Below are 24,460 nucleotides of genomic sequence, written 5' to 3'. Positions count from 1 at the left end.
TCATATGACATTTAACCCGGTGATGGAGCCGCCTGCGCCTGTTGAAGCGTTGAGCGACATCCTGATGCGCATCGTTTCCGAACTGCACGACGTCGCCTATCTCATCGAGCGCATCGAGCCGCAGCTTCTCGATCTCGGCGGCGCCGAAATCCTGAATTCGCCGGATGCCATGAAAGTCATGCAGGGCATCGATCTCGCCGTGCAGAAATCGCGCGGCCTTGCCGAGTTCATCGACACCATCACCGGCGAAATCCCGCATGGCTGGGCAGTCGACGTCGCGACCGCGCTCAGCCTCGTCAAGCTGGCGGAGATGCAGAAGGCGCTGGGCGGCGCCACACGCCACGGCCATTCCCAGCCCCTGAGCAAGGCGGCCGGCGACTTCGATTTCTTCTAACCCTTCAGGGGCCGCGCGCCCCTTCACGAAACGCTCGCGCAAGTTTCGCCGATTATTCGTCAGATGAGGCAATAAGCCTGCTTTGTCTTTGACGAATCGTGCGAGAACAGAATGAATCTGTTAAATCAATTAGTTCAGATCTTTAAGAACTTCGGTTCCCTTGGCCGAACACGCCTGATGATTCTCGGAGGCGTCGGTGCCGTCTCCATCGCAATCGTCCTTGCGGCCGCCCTTTTCGTCAACAAGCCGGCACAGGAAACGCTCTATGTCGGTCTGGATTCGCCCGATCTCAACCAGATCAGCATGGCGCTTGCCGAAGCCAACATCAATTTCCAGGTCGGCACGGATGGTTCCAGCATCAGCGTTCCCGCGGGGATGACGGGCAAGGCCCGCCTGATGCTTGCCGAGCGCGGCCTGCCGAACAGCGCCAATGCCGGTTACGAACTCTTCGACAATGTCGGCTCGCTGGGCCTGACCTCCTTCATGCAGGAAGTGACGCGGGTTCGCGCGCTGGAAGGCGAAATCGCCCGCACCATCCAGTCGATCTCGGGTATCACGGCCGCGCGCGTCCATATCGTCATGCCTGAAGTCGGTAACTTCCGGAAGGCGGAGCAGAAGCCGACCGCCTCCGTCATGATTCGCGCCAGCGCCACCACCGGGCGGAGTGCTGCGACCTCGATCCGCCATCTCGTCGCCTCGGCCGTGCCGGGGCTTGACGTCGATGACGTGACGATCCTCGATTCCGCCGGTCAGCTGCTCGCGTCCGGCGACGAAGCCAGCAACAGCTCGCTGAACCGCTCGCTCAACATCGTCCAGAACGTCCAGCAGGAAGTCGAATCCAACGTCGACAAGGCGCTCGCACCCTTCCTCGGCATGGACAACTTCCGCTCCAGCGTCACCGCCGACCTGAATACCGACGCCCAGCAGATCCAGGAAACGACCTACGATCCCGAATCCAAGGTCGAACGCTCGGTCCGCTCGACCAAGGAAGCCCAGCAGTCGCAGCAGAAGCAGTCCGACAGCGCGGCCACCGTCGAGCAGAACATTCCGCAGGCGGCCCCCGAGGCCGGCGGTTCGGCCGGTCCTGAATCGCAGGACAAGTCCGACAAGCGCGAAGAGCAGACCAACTACGAAATCAACAGCCGGACGACGGCGACGACCCGCAACAGCTACAAGGTCGAGAAGCTTTCGATCGCCGTGGTGGTCAACAAGGGCCGCATTGCCAAGATGGTCGGCGAGCCTGCCGACCAGGCCAAGATCGATGCCTATCTTGCCGAAATGAAGACGATCGTCGCTTCGGCGGCCGGTATCGACGCCAAGCGCGGCGACGTCGTCACCGTCACGGCGATGGACTTCCTCGAGAACCAGCTGCTCGAAGACGCCACCGGCGGTGTCCGCGTCATGGACATGCTGAGCCGCAACCTTGCCGGCATCATCAACTCGCTCGCCTTCGTCGCGGTCGCCTTCGTGGTGGTCTGGATGGGCCTGCGGCCTCTGGTGCGCAGCGTCAGCGGCAACGGCAGCTCTTCGGTTCTCGGCGACGCCACGCCGGAGGCGGCCGGCCTCGAGCTTCCGGACTTCGCGCCGGCAGCCGGCGCCCCCGGAGGAGCCCTCATGGACGGCTTCGGATCCGACTTCGGCTTCGACAGCACCGAGGATCTGCTCAGCCTCGGCGACGACGACGGGAACTTCAACCGCCGCGTCAAGGAAGGCCCGGAACGCAAGCTCTCCCGCATGGTCGAGATCAACGAGGAACGCGCCGCGAAAATCCTCCGGAAATGGGCGATCGACGAAGCAGCGTAAGACAAAAGGCCGGGCAACCGGCCTTTTTCATATCGGTATCCAGCGTCCTTTCATCCAACGGGAAAGTTGTTGGCTCCCGGACTCGCGTAAAACGCGAATGAAGTTGCGATACAGCCAGAATCACCGTAGCCTTCCCAATAGCTTCAGGGCTGGAAATGATCATCGAATCAGTGCATGGCCGGCAGCGTAAGTAAATCCCTAGAAGTCGGAGATGGTGATTTGCATCGGCTGGCTTACCCTTGGGTGATTCGAAATGGGATTCGAGCGGGACTTGAATTGAATCCCTTGCAGAAAAATTGCTGTTGCACCGAGTTTGATCGTTCCTCAGCCGCAGGACATTGCCAATGGATATGGATGTAATTCAGGCGAGCAAAGGCGAGAGGCAAATGTCGAATTTCGCGAGCGCGGTAGTGCCGGATCTGTTGCCGCGTGATCAACTCCTCCAGCGCCTGCACGGCGTCGCCAACACTGGCAGGTTGCAGTCTGGACTGCGCGCGCTGACGGAGTATGTCGGTGCTTCGCACTATCTTCTGGCGCGCTGCGATCTCATCCAGGAAAGCGGTCTCGATTTCATTGTTTCGTCGGATTGGCCTTTTGACCTGGTCAGGGATATCGCCAATGACCTGGTTCGCGGCTATGCCCGTTCGACGGAGCTGGAAAAATGCATGCAGGTCTTCCAGCCGAATTTTGCTCTTATGCCTGACAATGCCGACGTGCCGGACGGCGCCAGCCGCCAATATTGTTCGGTAACGTTCAATGTCGGCCGGTCGCGGCTGGCCCTGATGTTCCTGTTCGGCGAGGGCTTCATCCTGTCGCCGGAGCGCCTGCGGGATGTGGGCCTGCTTGCCGGTTATGTCGCGAGTTTCCTGCGCTGCGGCGGGACGAGGGTCGATCGCGATTTCGAATTGACCGACCGCGAGCTGGAATGCCTGTTCTGGATCGCCGAGGGCAAGACCAGCGACGAGATCGCGATGATCCTCGGCATCTCCCGCAATACCATCAACAACTACATTACCAGCGTGATGCGCAAGACGGCGACCAAGACCCGGTCCGAGGCCATTGCCTTCGCCGTCCGCAACAATCTCGTATAGGGGGAATCCATGGCGCATCCATCAGCCAGGACGATGAGCAGCGCCGAGCAGCTACGCATGGTGCGTGTGAACAGGATTTCCAGCCGGTCCGATCTTTTTCCGCGGCTGATTGCGATGCAGAAGCTCGCCGATGCTCAGGGCTTCGCGATCTTCCGCGTCAGCGGCGCAGGTCTTCCGGCAAAGCAGCGCCTCGTCTGCGAGCTCGAGAACTGGGGGTCTTCCAATGCCGGTTTCGGCAAAGCCTTCACGGATGCCTACGGCGATATCCTTCTCGACCATATCGACAAGTCGTTGCTGCCGCTCTCATGGGCCGGCGGTTACGACCGTGCCGCACCTGGTCCTGCCGACTTCGCGCCGTTCATGACGCGGCTGCAGGACGGTATCGTGCCTTTTTCCGGCCTTGCCTTTCCGGTGCGGCTCGGCGCCGTCGGCAACGGGTTCATCGTTTTCACCGGCGATGAGCTCGATCCCTCGAGCGATACCATCGTCGAGCTGCACGGTCGCTGCTGCCATATCATGATGGATCTGCTCTCGCTCGACGAACGCCGCACGGCCGCCGCTGAAGCCCTTAGCGAACGCGAGATCGCCTGTCTCCAGCTTGCCGGCGACGGCCGTATCAGCGAAGAGATTGCCGACAAGCTCGGCCTCTCCGTGCACACCGTGAACGCCTATCTCGGCTCGGCGACAATCAAGCTCGATTCCGTCAATCGCATCCAGGCGATCGCCAAGGCGATCCGGCTCGGCTATATCAGCTGAGCTCCGCTCTGCGATTTCAGCTGAGCTCCGCTCGGCTCAGCTGAAGCGGATGGATCTGCTCTCGAAAAGGCCGATGAAAGCTCTCTTGTCTTGATGAAAGGTCAGCTCGCCAGCGCCCGCGGCTGGTTGACGTTGTATCGCGATTCCCGAAGGCTCTTTTCCAGGAAGCGGGTGTTCTCGTCGGGATCGGCCGAGGGATCCTGGAACGCGATATGGTTGATCTCGATGCCGGCGTGATCTTCGGCAAGCGTCAGCTGCGCATAGACGGTGACGCCGCGCGGCTTGATTTCGAGATCGAGAACGACTTCGGGCTTGCCGCCCCACTCCAGCGTATAGTTGCCGCCCAGGCCGAAATTCACCGTGCCCGGATGAAAGAAAAGCTCTGCCGCCGAAGCGACGAGATCGGAAAGATTGCCGTAATACTCGAAGCGCAGCAGCGAAATAAGGTCAGAAGCATCCAGAAGGCGCAGTTCCGTGGCGACCGGGCTGATCGCGACTGCGAGGATTTTTTCACGCTGGGTAGAGTGGGGGCATTTTTTCATTAGGCTTATCTTACCCGTTTGTTCTTGGCGTCTGCGGCGTAGACCCGGTGGATCAGCTCCGCAACGGCCTTATAGAAGACTGACGGTATGACACTATCGATCGAGACTTGCGCAAACATGGAGCGCGCAAGCGGCGGATCCTCGAACACCGGGATGCCGTTTTTCTCGGCAATCTCCCTGATTTTGAGCGCAATGAGGTCCTGGCCCTTGGCCAGCACCACCGGCGCGTCGTTTTCTTCGCGCGCGTAGCGCAGCGCCACCGCATAGTGCGTCGGGTTGGCAATGACGAGCGTCGCCCGGTGCACATTGGAGATCATGCGCCGACGCGCGCGGTCGCGCATCAGCGAGCGCTGCCGGCCCTTGACGAAGGGGTCGCCCTGCGCCTGCTTGTTTTCTTCCTTGATTTCGTGCCGCGTCATCTTCAGCTCGGTGAACCAGTGATGGCGCGTCCAGAAGACGTCGGCGATCGCCACGACCGCGGTGGCGATCAGCACGACGATGATGATCTTGCGCATCGCCGTCGAGATCCGCACCAGGATCGTCTGCGGGTCGGAGAACATCGCGTCGATCGAGCTGAAATATTCGCTCCTCAGCACGAAAAACAGGATGACCCCGACGACGACGACCTTGAACAGCGATTTGCCGAACTCGACGAGGCCCGGCAGGCTGAAGAGCCGTCCCCAGCCTTTGGCGGGGGAGATGCGCGAGGCCTGCGGCCGGATGCGTTCGAGCACCGGCGTCGGCAGGTTCTGGAAGACGGAGGAGGCGATGCCGAAGACCATGAACAGAATGAAGGCCGGCGCCAGCAGCGCCGCAGTGGCCCAGCCGAGCCTGACGAACAGCGAAAGGACATCAGGCCCCGTCTCGATCTTCCACTGGTCGGGCTGCTCGAAGATGTCGCGCAGGGTTTCCGTCATGCGCCCGACGCTGTCGGGGAGGAAGAACACCAGATAGATATAGGTGGCAAGGATGGTCGCGAAGATCGACAGCTCGCGCGAAAACGGCACGTTGCCTTTCTCAGCCGCGTCGGTTTGCTTTTTCGCGGTCGGGGCTTCTGTTTTGCTGTCCTTGTCATCGTCTGCCAAGACGCGGCCCTCCGTCAAAGAAATAGGCCGCAGCTAATGCATGTCGCCCAAAAGTGTGCAGCGGTTTTGGGATGACGACATGCATCAACACAAGCGCTAAAGCGCGTCGCCGGAACCGAGGTTCTCCGCGACGCGCTTTAAAGCGCAGCCAATCACTTGAAGGGTAGTCGCGTGCGACACGGCGATCAACGGCCGCTTTGCCGCACGCCGGATTTGTCAACAGTCTCGGAGGATTAGGCGGCCGCCGAAGCGTCGCCTTCCTTCTCCTTGAGCTCGATCTGGCCTGAATTGGCCAGGCGAATCGCTTCCTGCGCAACGGCGCGCCGGGCAATGGCGATCTCGCGCGGATTGACGCCGCCCATGCCGCTCTGCAGATCCGATTCGATCATGCGGCGCTGGCGCGGGCTGATGGCGGAGAGAACCGATTCGCGGATCTCGGGCGGCGAACCGCGCAGCGAGACGGTCAGCACATCCGTCGAAATGTCGTTGAGCAGCAAGACGCGGCTGCGCTGCGGCATGTACATGAGGTCCTCGAACAGGAAGATCTTCGGGCGGACCTTGTTGACGGATTCGCGGCTGATCGATTCAAGCGAGGTGAGCAGCGTGTCGACCTGCGGCTTGTCGAGCTCGTTCATCAGATCGGCGACCTTCGTCGAGCCGGCGGCATTGCGCTCTGCCTCGACCTCGGCAAGCAGCGTCATCACCTGGTTCTCGATGATCTGCGCAGCCTTCGGGCTGACGGTCTTCATGTTGACGGTTCGGTTCATGATGTCGGCGCGGCGGTTGTCGGGGAGCTGCAGCAGCACCTTGGCGCCGAAGTTGGAAGGCATCATCGAAAGAATATAGGCAACGGTCTGCGGATGTTCGCGCAGTAGGAACTGGGCGACGAATGTCGGCTCCGCCTCGCTGAGGCGATCCCAGATCGAGGTTTCGTAGGCCTGGAACGCCGTGCGGCGGCCGAGCAGGCTGTCGACCTCGTCGGGCGTCAGGCCTTCTTCCAGAATGGCTTCGATCGCCTTGGCGTTGTCCATCAGTCCGGCGCCCTCGGTGAAGAGGTCTTCGAACTCGGAGACGAGCATCAGGAGCTCGTCCGGCGGAATGGCGCGCAGCGACTGGGCGGATGCGATAATGGTCTGCAGTTCGGCCTGGGTGAAATATTTCAACAACCGGCCGGCGACGCCCTTTCCCATAGCGAGAAGAACTGCCGCCGCCTTTTCAGCCTGGGTCAACGGTTTCCCGGCTAGCGCGCCGCCGAAATCGTCAAAGTCCATCATGGTCTAACCTCTCCGTCCCACACAGGGATCAGGCTTTTTTCGTACTCAAAACTTCTATCAGTTTCACACCGAATCGGGTGTCGTCGTTATCAAGCACCGTAATCTCGCCGCGGGCAATCCTGCGGCCGTTCACCATGATCTCGACCGGCTCGCCGATTTTCTTGTCGAGGGCGATCGTCGCCCCTTCATTGAGGTTCATCAGGCCGGAGACCTGCATGCGGCTGGTGCCGAGCATGATCTGGACATCGATCGGAATGTCCATGATCAGTTCGAAATTGGAATTCAAAGCGCTGCCGAGCGGAGCCGGCGACGCCTCGAAGGAAGGGCTGCTGCCGAAATCCATGCCGGCAGCCGCGCCGGCATTGCCGGCACCGAAATCGCCGCCGAAATCGTCGCCGCCGAACGGGCTGTCCGAAATCTCGCCGCCGAAAGCCGCCAGATCGGTTCCTGCTGCGAAGGCGTCGTTCTGCAGGTCGTCGCCAAACTGCGGCAGGTCGCCATCGGCATCCTGCTTCAGCACGCCGCGCAGATCGTCGATCGCCTGGTCGAGATCCGCTTCGCTGCCCGGCATATCCAGGGAGAGGTCGCTGTTCTGCTGTGTTTTCTTCGTAGCCATGAAATCACTATTCCAGTTGAAACTTGCCTCAAACTGCCTTTGCAGCCCAGAAGCCAGAGAACCGATTAATTCATTAAATGACGGATGAGTTCGTCATCCGAGTTCATCGTGTCCTTGACGCGGACCATGTAGTTTTCGCCTGAACGCCCGAACTCGCACACATACAATTCCTTGCTGTTGGCGCTGACCTCGACGCGCACGTCGCCGTGATCGCGGAAGGGAATGACATCGCCGACCATCAGCTTCGAGATCGTGCGCAAGGTCAGGTCCTGCAGCCTGATCTTGGCCTCGAGCGTGACATGCGAGCGGCGGACCTGGTCGCCGAGCTGTTCGGTCCATTCCGCCGAGCTGCCGCCGGACTGGCGCTTCGGCTTCGGCGGCGTCACCTTGGTCTTGAGCAGCGCCGTCTGCGGAACCATCAGCGAAAATTCGGAAGTGATTCCGGCAAGCGTGATCGACATATTGATGGCGGCGGCGAATTCGTCCGGGCGGTCCTCCGGCGGCCGGGCGCGCATCTCGAGGGCGTACGGGACCGAAAGGCTCGGTTCGAAACCGCCGGGCGCGTTGACGGCCGAGCGCAGCACCTTGGCGATCTTGTCGAAAACCATCACCGCCAGGTCCATTTCGATGATCGACAGCAGCCGGTCGGCCGGCTCCTCGATCGTATCGGCGGTGGCGCCCAGCAGGTGCTCCATCAGCGTGATGACGAAACCGTTGCCGCAGGCAAGCGTGACGTTCTGCGACCAGTTGCGCAGCGTCACGTCGGCGAGCGTGACGTTCGAGTTCAGGTCGTCGATCAGATGGTTCTTATAGCCGATCTCGCAGCCGAGATAATTGACCGTCACGTCGAGGCCGGTCTCGCTCTTGATGACGTCGGGAAAGAATTCGCTGTAGATTTCCCCGAAGGAGCTGCAGATCTTGGCGACCCTGCCTCTGTCGCCAAGCCCGCCCGTCAGCTTGGCGAGAAGGGCAGGATCCATTGCCGGTTTGTCGTGCGAAGCATTGCTCATGGTCATTTAAGCCGCCTTGTTCTCGCCGCCTGGGTTCATCATTTCCTGTTCGACCGCATCGATGGACGGGCGCTCGTAAGCCGAGATCGTCTTGCGGCCGTATTCGAGAGCGACCTGCGGCACCGAGCCGTTCATGTAGGCAAGCAACGTCTGCTTGACGATGACGTAGAGGCGGTGCTGCTTGTTGCGGACGATCTTGATCTGGGAGACCAGCGGCGAGCAGACGCAGTAGGACAGGAGAATGCCGAGGAAGGTGCCGACCAGCGCCGAGCCGATCAGGTGACCGAGCACTTCGGGCGAATCGTTGATGTGGGCCATCGCCTTGATGACGCCGAGAACCGCCGCGACGATACCGATCGCCGGGAAGGAATCGCCCATGATCTGGATCGCATGGTAGGGCTTCATCTTGTCGTGCATGATGGTGTTGAGTTCTTCATCCATCAGCGCTTCGATCTCGTGGCTGCGGGCATTGCCGATGATGATCAGGCGCACGTAGTCGCAGATGAACGCCGTCAGTTCCTTGTTCTTCAGAACGGTGGGGGCCGACTGGAAAATCGTCGATTCTGCCGGATTGTCGATATGGGCTTCGATTTCATTTCGCGACTTGGTGCGCAGGTCGCGCATCAAGGAATAGAGCACGCCGAGCGTATCGAGATAGTTGCGCTCCTTCGGCACGGCGTGCTTGAAGGCTTCGCCGAGCGCCTTGCCGGAATCCTTCACCACCTTCATCGGGTTCGCCATGATGAAGCTGCCGAGACCGGCGCCGCCGATGATCACGAATTCGAAGGGCTGGAACAGCGCGTCCACGTGGCCGCCCATAGCCATGAAGCTGCCGATGACACAGCCGCAAGTCACTATAAATCCGATAATGATATTCATCGTCAGCCCAATCTGAACGTTACTTTTCTCTAAGAGGGTTAGGGTTTCTGCCTTGCGTGAGGCTGATGAACGGGGCCCGCTCAAGGCATTTCCGCGTGCCAGCTTCGCGCAAGCATCTGCCGTCAGTCTAAAGGAGACGAATGGGTGCCCGCACCCGTTTCTGAGATGCCGCCTCAGCGAAATCCCGGCCGAACCCCATGAGACGACGCCCGGCTTTTCGTTCCGTTCATCGCCAATGCTTGGAGCCTACCGACATGCAATCCGGTCTTTATGTTTCTCTGTCGTCGCAGATGGCCCTCGAAAAGCGCCTGACCACCATTGCGGACAACATGGCGAACGTGAACACGACCGGTTTTCGCGCCACCGAGGTGAAGTTCGACGAGATGGTGGCGGCGACCAAGAACAAGCTGAACACCAAGGTCGCCTTCGTTTCTCAGGGCAACGACTATCTGAACGAGTCGAACGGCGAGCTGCAGCACACCGGCAACATGCTTGATTTTGCCATCAAGGGCGATGCCTGGTTCTCGCTCGATACACCGGCCGGCCGCGTGCTGACGAGGGACGGCCGCTTCACGCTCAAGGATACCGGCGAACTGGTCTCGATCCGCGGATATCCCGTTCTCGACGCCGGCGGCGCGCCGATCCAGCTCAACTCCAAAGGCGGCGAGCCGGCAGTCGGCACCGATGGCATCATCTATCAGGGCGACCGCCAGGTCGGTTCGCTCGGGCTGTTCGAGGCCGATATCAGCAAGGGTTATCTGCGCTACGAAAACAGCGGCATCATGACCACCGACCAGCCGCGCGCCGTCGTCGACCGCTTCAATGTCGGTGTCGAGCAGGGTTATCTCGAAAACTCCAACGTCAACGCCATGCGCGAGATCACCCAGCTGATCGAAGTCAACCGCGCTTTCGAAAGCGTCTCGTCGCTGATGCGTGACAGCGAGGATTCCTTCAAGGAAGCCGTCCAGACGCTTGGGGGTAGTCGCTAAGCATGAGCGCTACGCTACTGTCCGAGGACGGCCTTTCCCCGAAGCTGGCGCATCTGGCGGGCCTCGTCGAGCGATACGCATCGCCGGAGTTCTCGGTTGCCCATGGCGGCCGGGTGCAGACCATCGCCGCCGGCCACTATACGGTTCGCGGTCTCTCCCGCCATGTTCGCCTCGGCGAGTTCGTCGCCCATAAATCGGCGACCGGCATCCATCTCGGCGAGGTCGTTCGCGTCGAGCCTGATCTGATCTATGTCTGCCCGATCGAGCCGGGCGAGCCGATCGGCATCCACGATACGGTCATCCGCAAGGGCGCCTTCCGCATCTCGCCGTCGGACAGCTGGTGCGGGCGCACCGTCAATTCGCTCTGCGAGCCGATCGACGGGCTGGGGCCGCTCGCCGAGGGCCTCGACCGCCGCTCGATCTCCAATACCGCCCCGCCCTCGATGACCCGCAAGCGGGTCGAGGCCGGTTTCAAGACCGGCGTGCGCGCCATCGACATCTTCTCGCCGCTCTGCCTCGGGCAGCGTCTCGGCATCTTCGCCGGCTCCGGCGTCGGCAAGTCGACGCTTCTGTCCATGCTCGCCCGCGCCGATGCCTTCGACAAGGTCGTCATTGCGCTGGTCGGCGAACGCGGCCGCGAGGTGCGCGAATTCATCGAGGATACGCTCGGCAGCAATATGAAGAAGGCGATCGCCGTCGTCGCGACCAGCGACGAGAGCCCGATGCTGCGCAAGATGGCGCCGCTGACGGCGGTCACCATCGCCGAGCATTTTCGCGACAAGGGCGAGAACGTCCTCTTCATCGTCGACAGCGTCACGCGTTTCGCCCATGCGATCCGCGAGGTGGCAACGGCCTCCGGCGAGCCGCCGATCGCCCGCGGTTACCCGGCTTCCGTCTTCACCGAGTTGCCGCGCCTGTTGGAGCGCGCCGGTCCCGGCCCCGAAGGCGCCGGCACCATCACGGCGATCATCTCGATCCTCGTCGACGGCGACAACCACAACGACCCGATCGCCGATTCGACGCGCGGCATCCTCGACGGCCATATCGTCCTGCAGCGCAGCCTCGCCGAAGAAGGGCGCTATCCGCCGATTGATCCGCTCGCCTCGATCTCGCGTCTTGCCCGCAAGGCCTGGACGCCGGATCAGGAAAAGCTGGTGTCGCGGCTGAAGGTGCTGATCCACCGTTTCGAGGAAACGCGCGACCTGCGCCTGATCGGCGGTTACCGCCAGGGCGCCGATCCCGATCTCGATATGGCGGTCAAGCAGGTGCCGATCATTTACGACGTCCTGAAACAGTCGCCGGGCGATCGCGACTCGCCCGATGCCTTTGCCGATCTCGCCGGCGCCCTCAAGGCTGCCGCCGGCATCGGCAATCAGGGCGGAGCCATCCAGAGGAGATAGACGTGGCTGAATTCGACGATGAACGCATCGCTTCCCCGAAGCAGCGCAGAAAGGCCGCCGGCCTGGATCGGTTTCTGACCTTTGCGGGCCTGGCGCTGGCCGGCGCCTCCGCCTTCTTCCCCTGGTACGTGTTCTTCAACGAAGACAAATTCGGCATCAACGTCGCCGCCAGCGACAATTCGCGCGAACTGCCGGATTGGCCGGCCCGCAACGTCTTCAGCGTCTCGCCGCTTGCCATGGTCAACAAGAACGAGCCGGACAAGAAGGCGCCGCCGATCGATCCGCTGACGACGGCGACGGTCTCCGACCTCGGCAAGGAGCGTGAGGGCCGCCCCATCCTCGAGGATCAGCCCTTCCCCGGCAAGTCGTCCTTCCGCCTGCTGCACGTTTCCAACGGCCGGGCGCTGATCGAGGATACCTCCGGCATGTATGTGGTACGCGTCGGCTCGATCCTGCCGGACCAGAGCCGCCTTGCGACAATCGAACAGCGCGAGGGCAAGTGGATGATCGTCACCTCCAAGGGTGAAACCTACCAGAACAACTGAACCTGCCGGCCAGACCGGAAGGCAACAGGGGCTCCGCCGAAAACCGGCCGGGGCCCCGGTTTTTTGTGCGCGGGGCCTACCCCTGAAGAGCGCCTCTAAACCTGATTTCCCGTAAGTCCCACGCAAGATTACCGCACTAGGTTCGGGACAGTAAAAACGGAGAGTCTCATGCAACCGATCCAACTTTTCGACTTGGCTTCGCGACAGGCGGAATGGCTGACGATCCGTCAGCAGGTCGTTGCCGGCAACATCGCGAATGCCAATACCCCGAAGTTCCGCGCCAAGGACGTCACGCCCTTCGACGCGGTGCTCGACAAATCCGACATCACCATGACGCGCACCAATCCGGCCCATCTAAGCGGCAATGATTTCAGCGCCAGCGGCGATATCGACGTCAAGGATGCCGCACTCGACCAGGAAATCGGCGTCCAGGAATCCGGCAACACGGTCGGCCTGGCCGAGGAGCTCTCCAAGTCCGGCGATATCAAGCGCCAGTACGATCTGAACACCTCGCTGGTCAGTTCCTTCAACCGCATGATGCTGATGACCGTCAGGAAGTAAAAGCCATGGATCCGCTTTCTGCAGCAATGAAAATCGCCGGTTCCGGGCTCGAGGCGCAGTCGACGCGCCTGCGCATCGTTTCGGAAAACATCGCCAACGCCCGCTCGACCGGCGACACACCTGGTGCCGACCCCTATCGCCGCAAGACGATCACTTTCGGCCAGCAGATGGATCGCGTCAGCGGCGTCGAGACCGTCGACGTCAAGAAGGTCGGCGTCGACGACGGTGACTTCAGCACCGAATTCGACCCCAGCAATCCGGCTGCGGATCAGAAGGGCGTCGTCAAGCTGCCGAACGTCAACATTCTGGTCGAGATGGCCGACATGCGCGAAGCCAACCGCTCCTATGACGCCAATCTGCAGACCATCAAGCAGACCCGCGATCTCATCTCCTCCACGATCGATCTCCTGAAGAGCCAATAATAATGATCAACAGCGTCCAGAATGTCAGCAATCTTTCGATGACCCGCGCGCTCGGCGCCGTCGACACCGAAAATTCCGCCTCGTCGTCCGCGGCCACCATGCCGGGTACTGCAGGTGCGGCCAACGGCGTGAGCTTCGCCTCCGTCATGGGCAATATGGCAAACGACGCGGTCACCAGCCTGAAGGGTGCGGAAAGCATGTCCTTTGCCGGGATCAAGGGCACGGCGACGACGCGTGAAGTCGTCGATTCCATGCTCCAGGCCGAGCAGACGCTGCAGACGGCGATCGCCATCCGCGACAAGGTCGTTTCGGCCTTTCTCGAAGTCACCAAGATGCAGATGTAACTGATTTGAGGACGAACACATGAGAGCGCTCGCCATTGCAGCAACGGGCATGGATGCCCAGCAGACCAATCTGGAAGTCATCGCGAACAACATCGCCAACATCAATACGACGGGTTTCAAGCGCGCGCGCGCCGAATTCTCCGATCTTCTCTATCAGACCGAACGCGCCAAGGGTGTCGCCAACCGCGCCAACCAGGCCGTCGTTCCCGAAGGTGCCAATATCGGCCTCGGCGTCCAGACGTCGGCGGTCCGCAACCTGCATCTGCAGGGCGAACTGACCCAGACGGGCAACGATCTCGACGTGGCGCTGATCGGCAAGGGCTTTTTCCAGATCCAGTCGACCGACGGGACGACGCTCTACAGCCGTGCCGGCGCCTTCAACAAAAACGACCAGGGCCAGCTCGTCACCATCGACGGCTACGAGGTCATGCCCGGCATCACCATTCCGACGGGCTCGACCGAGCTGACGATCAGCCGCTCCGGCCAGGTTTCGGCCAAATTGCCGGGTGCGACGGACGCGACCGTGCTCGGCCAGCTGACCCTTGCCGACTTCGTCAACGAGGCCGGCCTCCAGCCGATCGGCGACAATCTCTTCCAGGAAACGGCTGCCTCCGGCGAAGCCGTCGTCGGCAATCCTGACGAGGAAGGTTTCGCCTATATGAAGCAGGGTTATCTGGAAGCCTCGAACGTCGACCCGGTGAAGGAAATCACCGAGCTGATCTCGGCCCAGCGCGCTTACGAAATGAATTCCAAGGTGATCACCACCGCTGATGAAATGGCCTCCATCGTCAGCAAGAACCTGAAGTAAAGGGAAGGGCCGAAACATGATGTTTTGCCGGGCAGGACACATCCCAGGATGGGTGGCGGCAGCCACGATCGCAGTCGCGGGCATTTTCTCGCCCGCGGACGTGGACGCCGGCATGGGTTATGCCGTCGTCCCGACGACGATCATCTACCCCGGCGACACATTGTCGGCCAGCCAGCTTCAGGAGGTCGAGGTCACCAACCCCAACCTCGCCGGCGATTTCGCCAAATCCATTTCCCAGGTCGAAGGCCTGGTCTCCAAGCGCACCTTGCTGCCGGGCCGCACGATTTCGGTTTCAGGTCTGCGTGAGCCCTATACGGTAACACGCGGATCTTCGATCCGCCTCGTCTTCTCGCTCGGTGCGATGACCATATCAGCCGCCGGCTCGCCGCTCGAAGACGGTGCCACCGGCCAGCTGATCCGCGCGCGCAATATGGATTCCGGCGTCATCGTCAGCGGCACGGTGCTTGCGGACGGCACGGTCCATGTGAGGGCAAAATGAAATTGTTCTTCCGGTTCTTGACCCTTGTCGCGGTTCTCGCCATGAGCCTGGCCGACGTCGCGCCCGCCTGGGCGCTGACCTCCCGCATCAAGGATATCGCCTCCCTTCAGGCCGGCCGCGACAACCAGTTGATCGGTTATGGCCTGATCGTCGGCCTGCAGGGAACCGGCGACGGCTTCCGCGCCTCGCCTTTCACCGAGCAGTCGATGCGGGCGATGCTGCAGAATCTCGGCATCTCGACGCAGGGCGGTCAGTCCAACGCCAAGAACACGGCGGCCGTCATGGTCACCGCCAACCTGCCGCCCTTCGCAAGCCCCGGCAGCCGCATCGACGTGACGGTGAGCTCGCTCGGCGACGCGACGTCGCTGCGCGGCGGCACGCTCGTCATGACCTCGCTTTCCGGCGCCGACGGCCAGATCTACGCCGTCGCGCAAGGCGCGGCCATCGTCACCGGCTTCCAGGCCCAGGGCCAGGCTGCGACCGTGACCGAAGGTGTGACCACCGCCGGCCGCGTGCCCGGCGGCGCCATCATCGAACGGGAACTGCCGTCCCGCTTCAAGGACTCGGTCAATCTCGTCCTGCAGCTGCGCAACCCTGACTTCTCGACGGCGATCCGCATCGCCGACATCGTCAACGGTTATGCCTCGGCCCGTTTCGGCGGCCCGGTCGCCGAAGCCAAGGATTCGCAGGAAGTGGTGATCCAGAAGCCGCGCCAGGCCGATCTCACCCGGCTGATGGCCGACATCGAAAATCTCATCGTCGAAACCGATACGCCGGCCAAGGTCGTCATCAACGAGCGCACCGGAACGATCGTCATCGGCTCGGATGTCCGCGTCTCGCCAGTCGCCGTCAGCTACGGCACCCTGACGGTGCAGGTCACCGAGACGCCGCAGATCATCCAGCCCGAACCCTTCTCGCGCGGCCGGACCGCGGTCCAGCCGCAGACCGACATCGCGGCCGAGCAGACCGGCGGGCGCGTCGCGATCATCGACGGTCCCGACCTCAGGACCCTCGTCGCCGGCCTCAACAATATCGGCGTGAAACCGGATGGCATCATCGCCATTCTCCAGGGCATCAAGTCGGCGGGCGCCCTGCAGGCGGAGCTTGTGCTGCAATGATAAAGATCATCAAAGACATGACGGTCCTGCAATTGCTGCGCCGGCTGGCGCTGCCGGCAGCAGGCCTGGTCCTTCTGTCGATCCCGGGCGCCTTTGCGCAGGAGCATGCGCCGGCGGGCGACATTACCTCTGAGGACGAGGTCAAGCAGTTCTGCACCAACATCGCCGACCCCGCCCGCGACCAGCGCTACCTGCTGCAGAAGCAGGAACTGGAAAAGCTTCGCGCCGACATCGACGCCCGCGTGGCGGAGATGGACAAGCGTAAGGCCGAATACCAGGACTGGCTAAAGCGGCGCGACGATTTCCTGAAGCAGGCCGAAGCCGGCCTCACCGAGATCTACAAGAAGATGAAGCCGGATGCCGCGGCACTCCAGTTGCAGGATATGAACATCGAGGTGGCCTCCGCCGTGATCATGCGGCTCGGACCGCGTCAGTCGAGCCTCATCCTCAACGAAATGGACGCGAAGAAGGCCGCGGCCATCGCCAGCGTCATCGCCAGTGCGTCCGATCCCAATACGTCGAAGGATCCTTCATGAATATGCGTTTCCCGGCCGCGATCGCCGCCCTCGCACTCCTTGCAGGCTGCCAGTCTCCGACGGCAGTCAGCGAGATCGGCCGCGCGCCCGCCATGAGCCCGATCGGCAGCGGCCTGGCCTATGGCCAGACGCCGCAGATGGCGCTTTATCCGAAGCAGCCGCGCGCGGTGGCGCAGGGGTATTCGCTGTGGAGCGATTCGCAGGCGGCCCTCTTCAAGGACGCGCGCGCGCTCAACGTCGGCGACATCCTGACCGTCGACATCCAGATCAACGACAAGGCCTCCTTCGACAACGAGACCAACCGCAGCCGCACGAATTCGAGCGGCATGAACTGGGACGTCAACGCCCAGATCTTCGGCTGGACGCCGGAGTCCAAGACCGACCTGACCTACGGCTCCGACACCAGCACCGACGGCAAGGGCAAGATCGAGCGCACCGACAAGATCACCCTTCTGGTCGCCGCCGTCGTCACCGGCATTCTCGAAAACGGCAACCTCGTGATATCGGGCTCGCAGGAAGTTCGACTGAACCAGGAACTGCGTATCCTGAACGTCGCCGGTATCGTTCGTCCGCAGGACGTCAATGCCGACAACCAGATCTCTTACGACAAGATCGCCGAAGCCCGCATCTCCTACGGTGGCCGCGGCCGCCTGATGGAAGTGCAGCAGCCTCCGCGCGGCCAACAGGCCGTCGATCTTTTCTCGCCGCTTTGAGGCTGAACGACGATGGCAGAGTCAGACGCAAGCGCAGGTCAACCGAAGAAGAAATCCGCCACGCTGATGACGATCATCGGCATCGCCGTCCTGACGCTGCTCGGCGCCGGCGGCGGCTGGGCGGTCGGTACGATCGTCGCGCCCAACATCAAGGGCGCCAAGGAGGCCGAGCAGGCCAAGGACGCCGAGGCCAAGAAAAAGGCCGAGGAGGGCCTGGCCCATATCTCGACCGAGGCCAACAACGTCGTCCAGCTCGAGCCGATCACCTCGAACCTCGCTTACCCCTCGGAAAACTGGGTCCGACTCGAGGTCGCGCTGCTGTTCAACGGGCCGCCGGATGTCAAGGTTTCCGAGGATATTCACCAGGATATCCTCGCTTATATCAGGACCGTTTCCCTTCAGCAGATCGAGGGGCCGCGGGGCTTTCAATATCTCAAGGATGACATACAGGAACGTGTTGACCTTCGCTCGCAAGGGCGGGTATCGAAGGTCATGTTCAGGACATTTGTCATCGAATGATTCGTCTCATAGTTTTCCTTGCCGCCATGATGGCGGTACCGGAACTGGCGGTGGCACAGCAGCTGCCGACTGACTTGTTGAACGTGCCGGTCGATGGCTCCGTCGCCGCCTGGATCATCCGCACATTCGGCCTGCTGACCATTCTTTCGGTCGCGCCGGGCATCCTGATCATGGTGACGAGCTTCCCGCGCTTCGTCATCGCCTTCTCGATCCTGCGTTCGGGCATGGGCCTCTCCTCGACTCCCTCCAACATGATCCTCCTGTCGCTGTCGCTGTTCATGACCTTCTACGTCATGTCGCCGACCTTCGATCAGTCCTGGCAGAACGGTGTGCAGCCGCTGCTGGCAAACCAGATCAACGAGACCGAGGCCGTCCAGCGCATCGCCGAACCCTTCCGAACCTTCATGGCGGCCAATACCCGCGACAAGGATCTGGCGCTTTTCGTCGATCTGGCGCGCGAACGCGGGCAGAATATCCAGACATCAGGTCCGATCGACTACCGCGTGCTGATCCCGGCCTTCATGATTTCCGAGATCCGCCGCGGCTTCGAGATCGGCTTCCTCGTCGTGCTGCCGTTCCTCGTTATCGACCTCATCGTCGCCACGATTACCATGGCGATGGGCATGATGATGCTGCCGCCCACCTCGATCTCGCTGCCTTTCAAGATTCTCTTCTTCGTGCTGATCGACGGCTGGAACCTGCTCGTCGGCAGTCTGGTGCGCTCGTTCAACTGACCGGCCGCCGCGCATTTATTCGCCTCTGTTCGCCAACGAGAAAACCCCGCCGGATCGCTCCGGCGGGGTTTTCATGGCGATTGAAAAGCTCACTCAGCCGCGAACGGCGCCGTGCGCGGCGGCAGCGCCGCAATGTCCATGTGCTCGGGTTCGAGATGCTGTTTGGCGCGCTCGGCCATGATTTCGTAGGCCTGTTCCAGATGATTGCAGAAACGTTCGGCGTCGAAGAGCGGCGCGATATAGCGCTTCTCTTTCAGATGCGCCTTGTACTGCGCGATCCGTCCGGGATTCTGCGCCAGTTCGACGGCGAGATCCTCGTAGGCCTGCAGGTCGCTTGCGACGAGGTCGGGCAGGTCGATGGCCCGCAGCAGGCTCTCGCTGACGCGTGAGGCGAAGTTGGTGCCCTTGACGGTCAGAACCGGCAGGCCGCCCCAGAGCTGCTCCGAGGTGGTCGTGTGGCCGTTGACGGGGAAGGTATCGATGCCGAGGTCGGCCGCCTGCTGACGGTCGATATGTTGTTCGTAGGGCGCGCGCGGGCAGAAGATGATGCGCTTGGGCGAAATGCCTGCCGTCTGGAAGTGCTTCAACAGGTTCGCCTGGTTGCGCGGCGTGTTCGCCATCAGCCAGAGCACGCTGTTCGGCGCCCGTTTGAGGATCCGGCACCAACTGTTGACGACCTCAGGCGTGATCTTGCGGTTGCCGTTGAACGAGGCGAAGATGAAGGCCTCTTCCGGCAGGCCGAGCTGCTCGCGGGTGACGGGGCGCGGCGTCGGGCGGTGCATCGGGTCGTTCGGCTGATAGCTCTCCGGCAGCCGGCAGAATTTCTCGTGGTAGAAGGGCTTGGCCGCCTCGGGCAATACCGAATGGTCGCCGATGACGTAGTCGAGATCGACATTGACCGTGCTGCCGGGGAAACCGAGCCAGCCGACATGTACCGGTGCCAGCGGCATGTTGAAGGCCGCCGCGCGGCTGCCTGACGTATGGCCCTTCAGGTCGACCATGATGTCGATATTATGCTCACGCACGACTGCCAGAACCGCCTGGTCGGAGAAGCCGTGAACGTCGACGATCCGGCCCCAGCGGCTGCGATCGGTAACATTATGCTTCAGGTATTCCGGACCCGTATGGCAGAACAGCGTCACCTCGAACCGGTCCTTGTCGTGCAGTTCGAGGATGCGCTGCAGGAGTTTCATCGTCGCGTGGCGATCCCAGAAGTCCGACGACATGTAGCCGATCCGGATCTTGTTCGACCATGTGTGCGGCTGGTTGCGGCGGAAGGCCACCCGTTCCGGGTTGAGAGGGGTGGTGCCGATCGTGGCATAGCGGTTGAAATCCTCGTTGCCGCACCAGTGCAGATGATAGAACGGGTTGTCCTTGCGCAGGATCTCGACATCGCCCTTTGCCAGTGCAGCGTCGATCACCGCCTGATGTTTGCTGGCCTCTTCGAACTCATTGAATTCGCGGGCGAAAACCAGATGCAGGAAACGGAATGCGAGATTGCCTGGAAACCGCTTGAAGAGGTTGCGCGAGAGGCTCTGGTTGGTTGCGTCGTTCAGATCGTCGCTCAGCTGCAGGGCTGCCAGGCGCATATGATCGGGATTGGAACTCTGTGACAGCACCGTCTTGAACGGGCGAATGATATCCCGCTGCTGGCGCTTCAGATAGATCGCGGTGATGATGAAAGCGAGTTCCGCGTCGTCCTGTGCCTTGGCGAGGTTTCGCATGGCGATCAGCAGAGCATCATCCTCGTTGCCGATCTCATAGTGCAGCTTGGCAGCCTGTTTCTGGTATTCGTAGGCGTTCGGCCCTTCGCAGTTGCCGGCCAGGCCATAGGCTTTCGCGGCATCAGCCTTGAAGCCGAGCTGCACGAGGTTCTTGGCCAGCAGCGCGTAGGTCTTGGCGTCCTGCTGGATATCCATGAGCTGGTTGAGCGTCGCCAAGGACTGTGTGTAGCGGCCCGCCTGGTAATCTCTGGATGCCGCAGAGAACGAAACTTTGCTGTTCAAAACCCAACTCCGTGAAGGAAATGTTCTGGCATGGCTGTCGATCGCCGACGCACGCACGAGCCGTCCTCCCGAAAACGGGGGATCGATCCGATGATGCTATCCCGGCACCTGCCACACTGCCATTCGAAGCTTGCTTGAAACCGGTGCGCCTCATGAAGGCGCCTCCCGTAATGAGAGAAAACGGTTTCTTTCCCGGTATGTTAGCATGCGAAGGAATGGATTCAGCCGGCATTAACTATGCGATGTAAGGAGCCGGCACGAGGCCTCCATTTTTAAGAAGTTGGCAAGCATTGGCTGCGAGATTGCCCTGGACATGACGGGTTTGGGCCAAACAAAAAAAGGCGCCGAGTAGCATGAAGCTGGTCCGTCATCGCCGGTACTATAGTCCGGTATGTCCTCCTTTTTGTATCTAGTTTCCAGGGGACAGATTTATGACAAGCATTAACACCAATTCTTCCGCACAGGCCGCTCTCCAGACGCTGCGCAACGTCAACCAGGGTCTCAATCAGACGCAGAACCACGTTTCGTCGGGCTACCGCGTCGAAAAGGCTTCCGACAATGCTGCCTACTGGTCGATTGCAACGACCATGCGTTCGGACAACAAGGCACTTTCCGCCGTTTCCGACGCTCTCGGCATGGGTGCTGCAAAGGTCGACACCGCTTACACCGCCATGGACAGCGCCATTGACGTCGTCGGCGACATCAAGGCCAAGCTGGTTGCCGCCACTGAAAACGGCGTTGACAAGGCCAAGGTCCAGGAAGAAATCAGCCAGCTGCAGGAACAGCTGAAGAGCATCGCTCAGTCGGCTTCCTTCAACGGTGAAAACTGGGTTGCCGGCGCCGACGGCACCAAGAGCGTCGTTTCGTCCTTCGTCCGCGACGGCTCCAACGCCGTTTCGGTCACCACGACCGACTACGTTCTCGACGACGGCTCTGCAGGCAACGTTCTGTTCGGCATGAGCGGCGGCTCGGTCGAAACCTCCACGGGTATCCTCGGCACGTCGAATGGTGCGACCGGTTCGATCTACGGGATGGACATCACCAACTTCACCGCCGGCCAGATCCAGACGGCTCTGACCAACGTCGAAGCGGCTCTGAAGTCCATGACCAGCGCCGGTGCTGCTCTCGGTTCGCTCTCCAAGCGTATCGACAACCAGGACGAATTCGTGTCCGCGCTCAGCGACTCGATCGACTCGGGTGTCGGCCGTCTCGTCGATGCCGACATGGAAGAAGAATCCTCCAAGCTCAGCGCCCTGCAGACCCAGCAGCAGCTAGCGATCCAGTCGCTGTCGATCGCGAATTCCTCTTCGCAGAACATCCTGTCGCTCTTCCGCTAAGAGCGGTCGGCAAGAGGCTTTGAAGTTTCGCGGCCGGGTCATCCCCGGCCGCGAAATGTTTTAACATAAGGTTAATGAAAATCCCTCTAAGTGTCAGATATTTTTACGCTATTTCCATTTTGAATTTAGCTTTCCTTAACCATCTTGCTGTTTTCTAGGCCCATCGAAACGGCGAGTTAACCTTAACGAGAATGGTTAACAGGCATGATGCTGATCGCTGTGGGCCGGCCGAAAATCCGGAATGTCCCTTTTTAAAATCTGCCAACAAGGGGCAAACAAACTATGACGAGCATCAACACCAATAACGCTGCAATGGCAGCCCTCCAGACTCTCCGTGGCATCAACCAGGGTCTCCAGACAACCCAGGCTCACGTTTCCTCAGGCTATCGCGTCGGCCAGGCTTCCGACAATGCTGCTTACTGGTCGATCGCAACGACCATGCGTTCGGACAACAAGGCACTTTCCGCCGTTTCCGACGCTCTCGGCCTCGGCGCTGCCAAGGTAGACACCGCTTACTCCGCCATGGACAGCGCCATCGACGTCGTCGGCGACATCAAGGCCAAGCTGGTTGCCGCCACTGAAAACGGCGTCGACAAGGCCAAGGTCCAGGAAGAAATCAGCCAGCTGCAGCAGCAGCTTCTGAGCGTCGCTCAGTCGGCTTCCTTCTCCGGTGAAAACTGGGTTGCCGGCGCTGACGGCACCAAGAACGTCGTTGCCTCCTTCGTCCGTGACGGCTCCAACGCTGTTTCGGTCGTCATGACCGACTATGTTCTCGACGACGGCTCTGCAGGCAACGTTCTGTTCGGCATGAGCGGCGGTGCGGTCGAAACCTCCACGGGTATCCTCGGCACGTCGAATGGTGCGACCGGTTCTGTCTACGCGATGGACATCACCAACTTCACACTCGGCCAGATCCAGACGGCTCTGACCAACGTCGAAGCGGCTCTGAAGTCCATGACCAGCGCCGGCGCTGCTCTGGGCTCGATCTCCAAGCGCATCGAACTGCAGGAAAATTTCGTGTCGGCTCTCAGCGACTCGATCGACTCGGGTGTCGGCCGTCTCGTCGATGCCGACATGGAAGAAGAATCCTCCAAGCTCAGCGCCCTGCAGACCCAGCAGCAGCTGGCCGTCCAGTCGCTGTCGATTGCAAACTCCTCTTCGCAGACCATCCTCACGCTGTTCCGCGGCTAATAACCCGCAGAAATATTGGCCCGCCGGTCTCCGGCGGGCACGTCAGAAACGAGCCGCGCTTCGATGGAGCGCGGCTTTTTCTAATGTCCGTTAACGGTTGATTAACCATAATGCTGTTTTCTCAGGTCAACGAGACGGCGGGTTAACCAAATTTAAGAACCGGTTAACAGGCATGAGGCTGGTCCCCGTTCCCGGTAGCTTTCCGGAATGTCCCTTTTTATCAACTGCCGACAAGGGGCAATCATTTCATGACCAGCATTTTGACGAACGTTGCGGCAATGGCCGCTCTTCAGACACTCCGCGGAATCAATGACGGCCTCGAATCTACGCAGAACCGCGTATCGTCGGGCTACCGCGTCGAAAAGGCAGCCGACAACGCCGCCTACTGGTCGATCGCAACGACCATGCGTTCTGATAACAAGGCACTTTCGGCCGTCTCCGACGCTCTCGGTCTCGGCGCCGCCAAGGTCGACACCGCCTACTCCGCCATGGACAGCGCCATCGACATCATCAGCGAAATCAAGGCGAAGATCGTTGCCGCGACCGAAAAGGGCGTCGACAAGACCAAGGTCCAAGAAGAAATCGGCCAGCTGCAGCAGCAGCTGCTCAGCATCGCCCAATCGGCCTCCTTCTCCGGTGAAAACTGGGTTGCCGGCGCCGATGGCACCAAGAGCGTGGTTTCCACCTTCGTGCGCGATGGCAGCGGCAATGTCTCGGTCAAGACGACTGACTATATCCTGGACACGAGCTCTACGGGCAACGTTCTCTTCGGCATGACCTCGACTGGCACGATCGAGACGAGCTCCGGCATTATCGGCACCTCATACGGCACGATCGGCTCGATCTACTCGATGGACATCAGCACCTTCGGCTCTGTTGAGATCTCCATGGCCCTGACGTCGATCGAGGCCGGCCTGGAAGCGATGACCAAGGCTGCATCGCAGCTCGGCTCTATTTCCACGCGCATTGAACTGCAGGAAAACTTCGTCGGAGCACTCAGCGACTCGATCGACTCGGGCGTCGGCCGCCTCGTTGACGCAAATATGGAAGAGGAATCGAGCAAGCTGACGGCGTTGCAAACACAGCAACAGTTGGCGATCCAGTCGCTGTCGATCGCCAACTCCAGCGCTCAGAACATCCTCACGCTGTTCCGCAGCTAAACCAGGCACTGAAGCTGGACCGAATCTTGCGCCATCGTCAGGCAGCAAGCAGAAAGCCTCCCGGACCGCGCCCGAAACGGCGCGGTTCTTTATTTTATATCAATGGCTTGCCCGCCATCACCATCGGC

General features: G+C 61.0%; 27 protein-coding genes. 20 read left to right on the top strand and 7 right to left on the bottom strand.

Annotated elements, in window-relative coordinates:
- Window positions 1-4 precede the first annotated feature (4 nt).
- The 4 genes from QMO80_RS09585 to QMO80_RS09570 all read left to right on the top strand — a co-directional run bounded on the left by QMO80_RS09585 (window position 5) and on the right by QMO80_RS09570 (window position 4,044).
- On the top strand, window positions 5-394 hold the full coding sequence (locus QMO80_RS09585; protein ID WP_003584234.1) for a hypothetical protein: 390 nt from the start codon (window positions 5-7) through the stop codon (window positions 392-394).
- 111 nt (window positions 395-505) lie between these two features.
- Complete coding sequence (fliF, locus tag QMO80_RS09580) at window positions 506-2,197, top strand: flagellar basal-body MS-ring/collar protein FliF (RefSeq protein ID WP_283199843.1); 1,692 nt, start codon at window positions 506-508, stop codon at window positions 2,195-2,197.
- A gap of 344 nt (window positions 2,198-2,541) precedes the next feature.
- Window positions 2,542-3,288 carry a transcriptional regulator VisN gene (locus tag QMO80_RS09575; protein WP_049733102.1) on the top strand — a complete coding sequence of 249 codons (747 nt, stop codon included), beginning with the start codon at window positions 2,542-2,544 and terminating at the stop codon, window positions 3,286-3,288.
- Between the two features lie 9 nt (window positions 3,289-3,297).
- On the top strand, window positions 3,298-4,044 hold the full coding sequence (locus QMO80_RS09570; protein ID WP_049733101.1) for a transcriptional regulator VisR: 747 nt from the start codon (window positions 3,298-3,300) through the stop codon (window positions 4,042-4,044).
- A gap of 101 nt (window positions 4,045-4,145) precedes the next feature.
- Here the strand turns inward: QMO80_RS09570 and QMO80_RS09565 are convergent, their stop codons facing one another.
- The 6 genes from QMO80_RS09565 to motA all read right to left on the bottom strand — a co-directional run bounded on the left by QMO80_RS09565 (window position 4,146) and on the right by motA (window position 9,450).
- Entirely contained in the window at window positions 4,146-4,586 is a 441-nt protein-coding gene (locus tag QMO80_RS09565; protein WP_283199842.1) for a hypothetical protein, read from the bottom strand.
- Window positions 4,587-4,591: 5 nt separating this feature from the next.
- Window positions 4,592-5,671, bottom strand: a complete 1,080-nt coding sequence (gene flhB / locus QMO80_RS09560; RefSeq protein ID WP_283199841.1) for a flagellar biosynthesis protein FlhB — start codon at window positions 5,669-5,671, stop codon at window positions 4,592-4,594.
- A gap of 233 nt (window positions 5,672-5,904) precedes the next feature.
- The gene (gene fliG / locus QMO80_RS09555; RefSeq protein ID WP_283199840.1) at window positions 5,905-6,945 is read right to left on the bottom strand and encodes a flagellar motor switch protein FliG; all 1,041 of its coding nucleotides are present in this window, start codon (window positions 6,943-6,945) and stop codon (window positions 5,905-5,907) included.
- A 28-nt stretch (window positions 6,946-6,973) separates the two neighbouring features.
- A complete protein-coding gene (gene fliN, locus QMO80_RS09550) occupies window positions 6,974-7,561 on the bottom strand; it encodes a flagellar motor switch protein FliN (RefSeq protein ID WP_097623868.1) in 588 nt (195 codons plus the stop codon).
- A 65-nt stretch (window positions 7,562-7,626) separates the two neighbouring features.
- Window positions 7,627-8,577 (bottom strand): FliM/FliN family flagellar motor switch protein, encoded by a 951-nt coding sequence (locus QMO80_RS09545; protein ID WP_283199839.1) that lies wholly within the window; start codon window positions 8,575-8,577, stop codon window positions 7,627-7,629.
- Window positions 8,578-9,450 (bottom strand): flagellar motor stator protein MotA, encoded by an 873-nt coding sequence (motA, locus tag QMO80_RS09540; protein WP_012556597.1) that lies wholly within the window; start codon window positions 9,448-9,450, stop codon window positions 8,578-8,580. It abuts the gene before it with no gap.
- Window positions 9,451-9,704: 254 nt separating this feature from the next.
- On the opposite strand from motA, the gene flgF reads away from it, so the two are divergent.
- The 13 genes from flgF to fliP all read left to right on the top strand — a co-directional run bounded on the left by flgF (window position 9,705) and on the right by fliP (window position 18,638).
- Window positions 9,705-10,439 carry a flagellar basal-body rod protein FlgF gene (gene flgF, locus QMO80_RS09535; protein WP_283199838.1) on the top strand — a complete coding sequence of 245 codons (735 nt, stop codon included), beginning with the start codon at window positions 9,705-9,707 and terminating at the stop codon, window positions 10,437-10,439.
- Between the two features lie 2 nt (window positions 10,440-10,441).
- Window positions 10,442-11,839, top strand: coding sequence for a flagellar protein export ATPase FliI (gene fliI, locus QMO80_RS09530; protein ID WP_283199837.1), 1,398 nt, complete (start codon window positions 10,442-10,444; stop codon window positions 11,837-11,839).
- Between the two features lie 2 nt (window positions 11,840-11,841).
- The gene (locus tag QMO80_RS09525; RefSeq protein WP_049733092.1) at window positions 11,842-12,384 is read left to right on the top strand and encodes a hypothetical protein; all 543 of its coding nucleotides are present in this window, start codon (window positions 11,842-11,844) and stop codon (window positions 12,382-12,384) included.
- Between the two features lie 168 nt (window positions 12,385-12,552).
- Window positions 12,553-12,945, top strand: coding sequence for a flagellar basal body rod protein FlgB (gene flgB / locus QMO80_RS09520; protein WP_283199836.1), 393 nt, complete (start codon window positions 12,553-12,555; stop codon window positions 12,943-12,945).
- A 5-nt stretch (window positions 12,946-12,950) separates the two neighbouring features.
- Complete coding sequence (flgC, locus tag QMO80_RS09515; protein ID WP_283199835.1) at window positions 12,951-13,367, top strand: flagellar basal body rod protein FlgC; 417 nt, start codon at window positions 12,951-12,953, stop codon at window positions 13,365-13,367.
- 2 nt (window positions 13,368-13,369) lie between these two features.
- Window positions 13,370-13,711: a flagellar hook-basal body complex protein FliE gene (locus QMO80_RS09510; protein WP_283199834.1), complete on the top strand. Its 342-nt coding sequence runs from the start codon at window positions 13,370-13,372 to the stop codon at window positions 13,709-13,711.
- 19 nt (window positions 13,712-13,730) lie between these two features.
- On the top strand, window positions 13,731-14,519 hold the full coding sequence (flgG, locus tag QMO80_RS09505) for a flagellar basal-body rod protein FlgG (protein WP_049733089.1): 789 nt from the start codon (window positions 13,731-13,733) through the stop codon (window positions 14,517-14,519).
- A gap of 16 nt (window positions 14,520-14,535) precedes the next feature.
- Window positions 14,536-15,018, top strand: coding sequence for a flagellar basal body P-ring formation chaperone FlgA (flgA, locus tag QMO80_RS09500; protein WP_283199833.1), 483 nt, complete (start codon window positions 14,536-14,538; stop codon window positions 15,016-15,018).
- Complete coding sequence (locus tag QMO80_RS09495) at window positions 15,015-16,136, top strand: flagellar basal body P-ring protein FlgI (protein WP_116404851.1); 1,122 nt, start codon at window positions 15,015-15,017, stop codon at window positions 16,134-16,136. Before flgA ends, QMO80_RS09495 begins: the two co-directional genes overlap by 4 nt.
- A complete protein-coding gene (locus QMO80_RS09490; RefSeq protein WP_283199832.1) occupies window positions 16,133-16,672 on the top strand; it encodes a MotE family protein in 540 nt (179 codons plus the stop codon). The genes QMO80_RS09495 and QMO80_RS09490 overlap by 4 nt, the downstream gene beginning before the upstream one ends.
- Window positions 16,669-17,385: a flagellar basal body L-ring protein FlgH gene (flgH, locus tag QMO80_RS09485; protein ID WP_097623875.1), complete on the top strand. Its 717-nt coding sequence runs from the start codon at window positions 16,669-16,671 to the stop codon at window positions 17,383-17,385. The genes QMO80_RS09490 and flgH overlap by 4 nt, the downstream gene beginning before the upstream one ends.
- A gap of 12 nt (window positions 17,386-17,397) precedes the next feature.
- Complete coding sequence (locus QMO80_RS09480; RefSeq protein WP_283199831.1) at window positions 17,398-17,904, top strand: flagellar basal body-associated FliL family protein; 507 nt, start codon at window positions 17,398-17,400, stop codon at window positions 17,902-17,904.
- Window positions 17,901-18,638, top strand: a complete 738-nt coding sequence (gene fliP, locus QMO80_RS09475; RefSeq protein WP_283199830.1) for a flagellar type III secretion system pore protein FliP — start codon at window positions 17,901-17,903, stop codon at window positions 18,636-18,638. The genes QMO80_RS09480 and fliP overlap by 4 nt, the downstream gene beginning before the upstream one ends.
- An 89-nt stretch (window positions 18,639-18,727) precedes the next feature.
- Here fliP and QMO80_RS09470 read toward each other — a convergent pair whose 3' ends face one another.
- Window positions 18,728-20,701: a glycosyl transferase gene (locus tag QMO80_RS09470; protein WP_283199829.1), complete on the bottom strand. Its 1,974-nt coding sequence runs from the start codon at window positions 20,699-20,701 to the stop codon at window positions 18,728-18,730.
- 374 nt (window positions 20,702-21,075) lie between these two features.
- Here QMO80_RS09470 and QMO80_RS09465 point away from each other — a divergent pair, with 374 nt between their 5' ends.
- The 3 genes from QMO80_RS09465 (at window position 21,076) to QMO80_RS09455 (ending at window position 24,332) form a co-directional block, all read left to right on the top strand.
- On the top strand, window positions 21,076-21,981 hold the full coding sequence (locus QMO80_RS09465; protein WP_283199828.1) for a flagellin: 906 nt from the start codon (window positions 21,076-21,078) through the stop codon (window positions 21,979-21,981).
- Between the two features lie 282 nt (window positions 21,982-22,263).
- Entirely contained in the window at window positions 22,264-23,172 is a 909-nt protein-coding gene (locus QMO80_RS09460) for a flagellin (RefSeq protein WP_283199827.1), read from the top strand.
- Between the two features lie 248 nt (window positions 23,173-23,420).
- Entirely contained in the window at window positions 23,421-24,332 is a 912-nt protein-coding gene (locus tag QMO80_RS09455; RefSeq protein WP_283199826.1) for a flagellin, read from the top strand.
- Window positions 24,333-24,460: the final 128 nt, after the last annotated feature.

The organism is Rhizobium sp. BT03, assembly GCF_030053155.1.
Classification (GTDB): Bacteria; Pseudomonadota; Alphaproteobacteria; order Rhizobiales; family Rhizobiaceae; genus Rhizobium.
The sequence above is the reverse complement of the archived record's forward strand: the minus strand, read 5'-3'. Positions and strand labels throughout refer to the sequence as shown.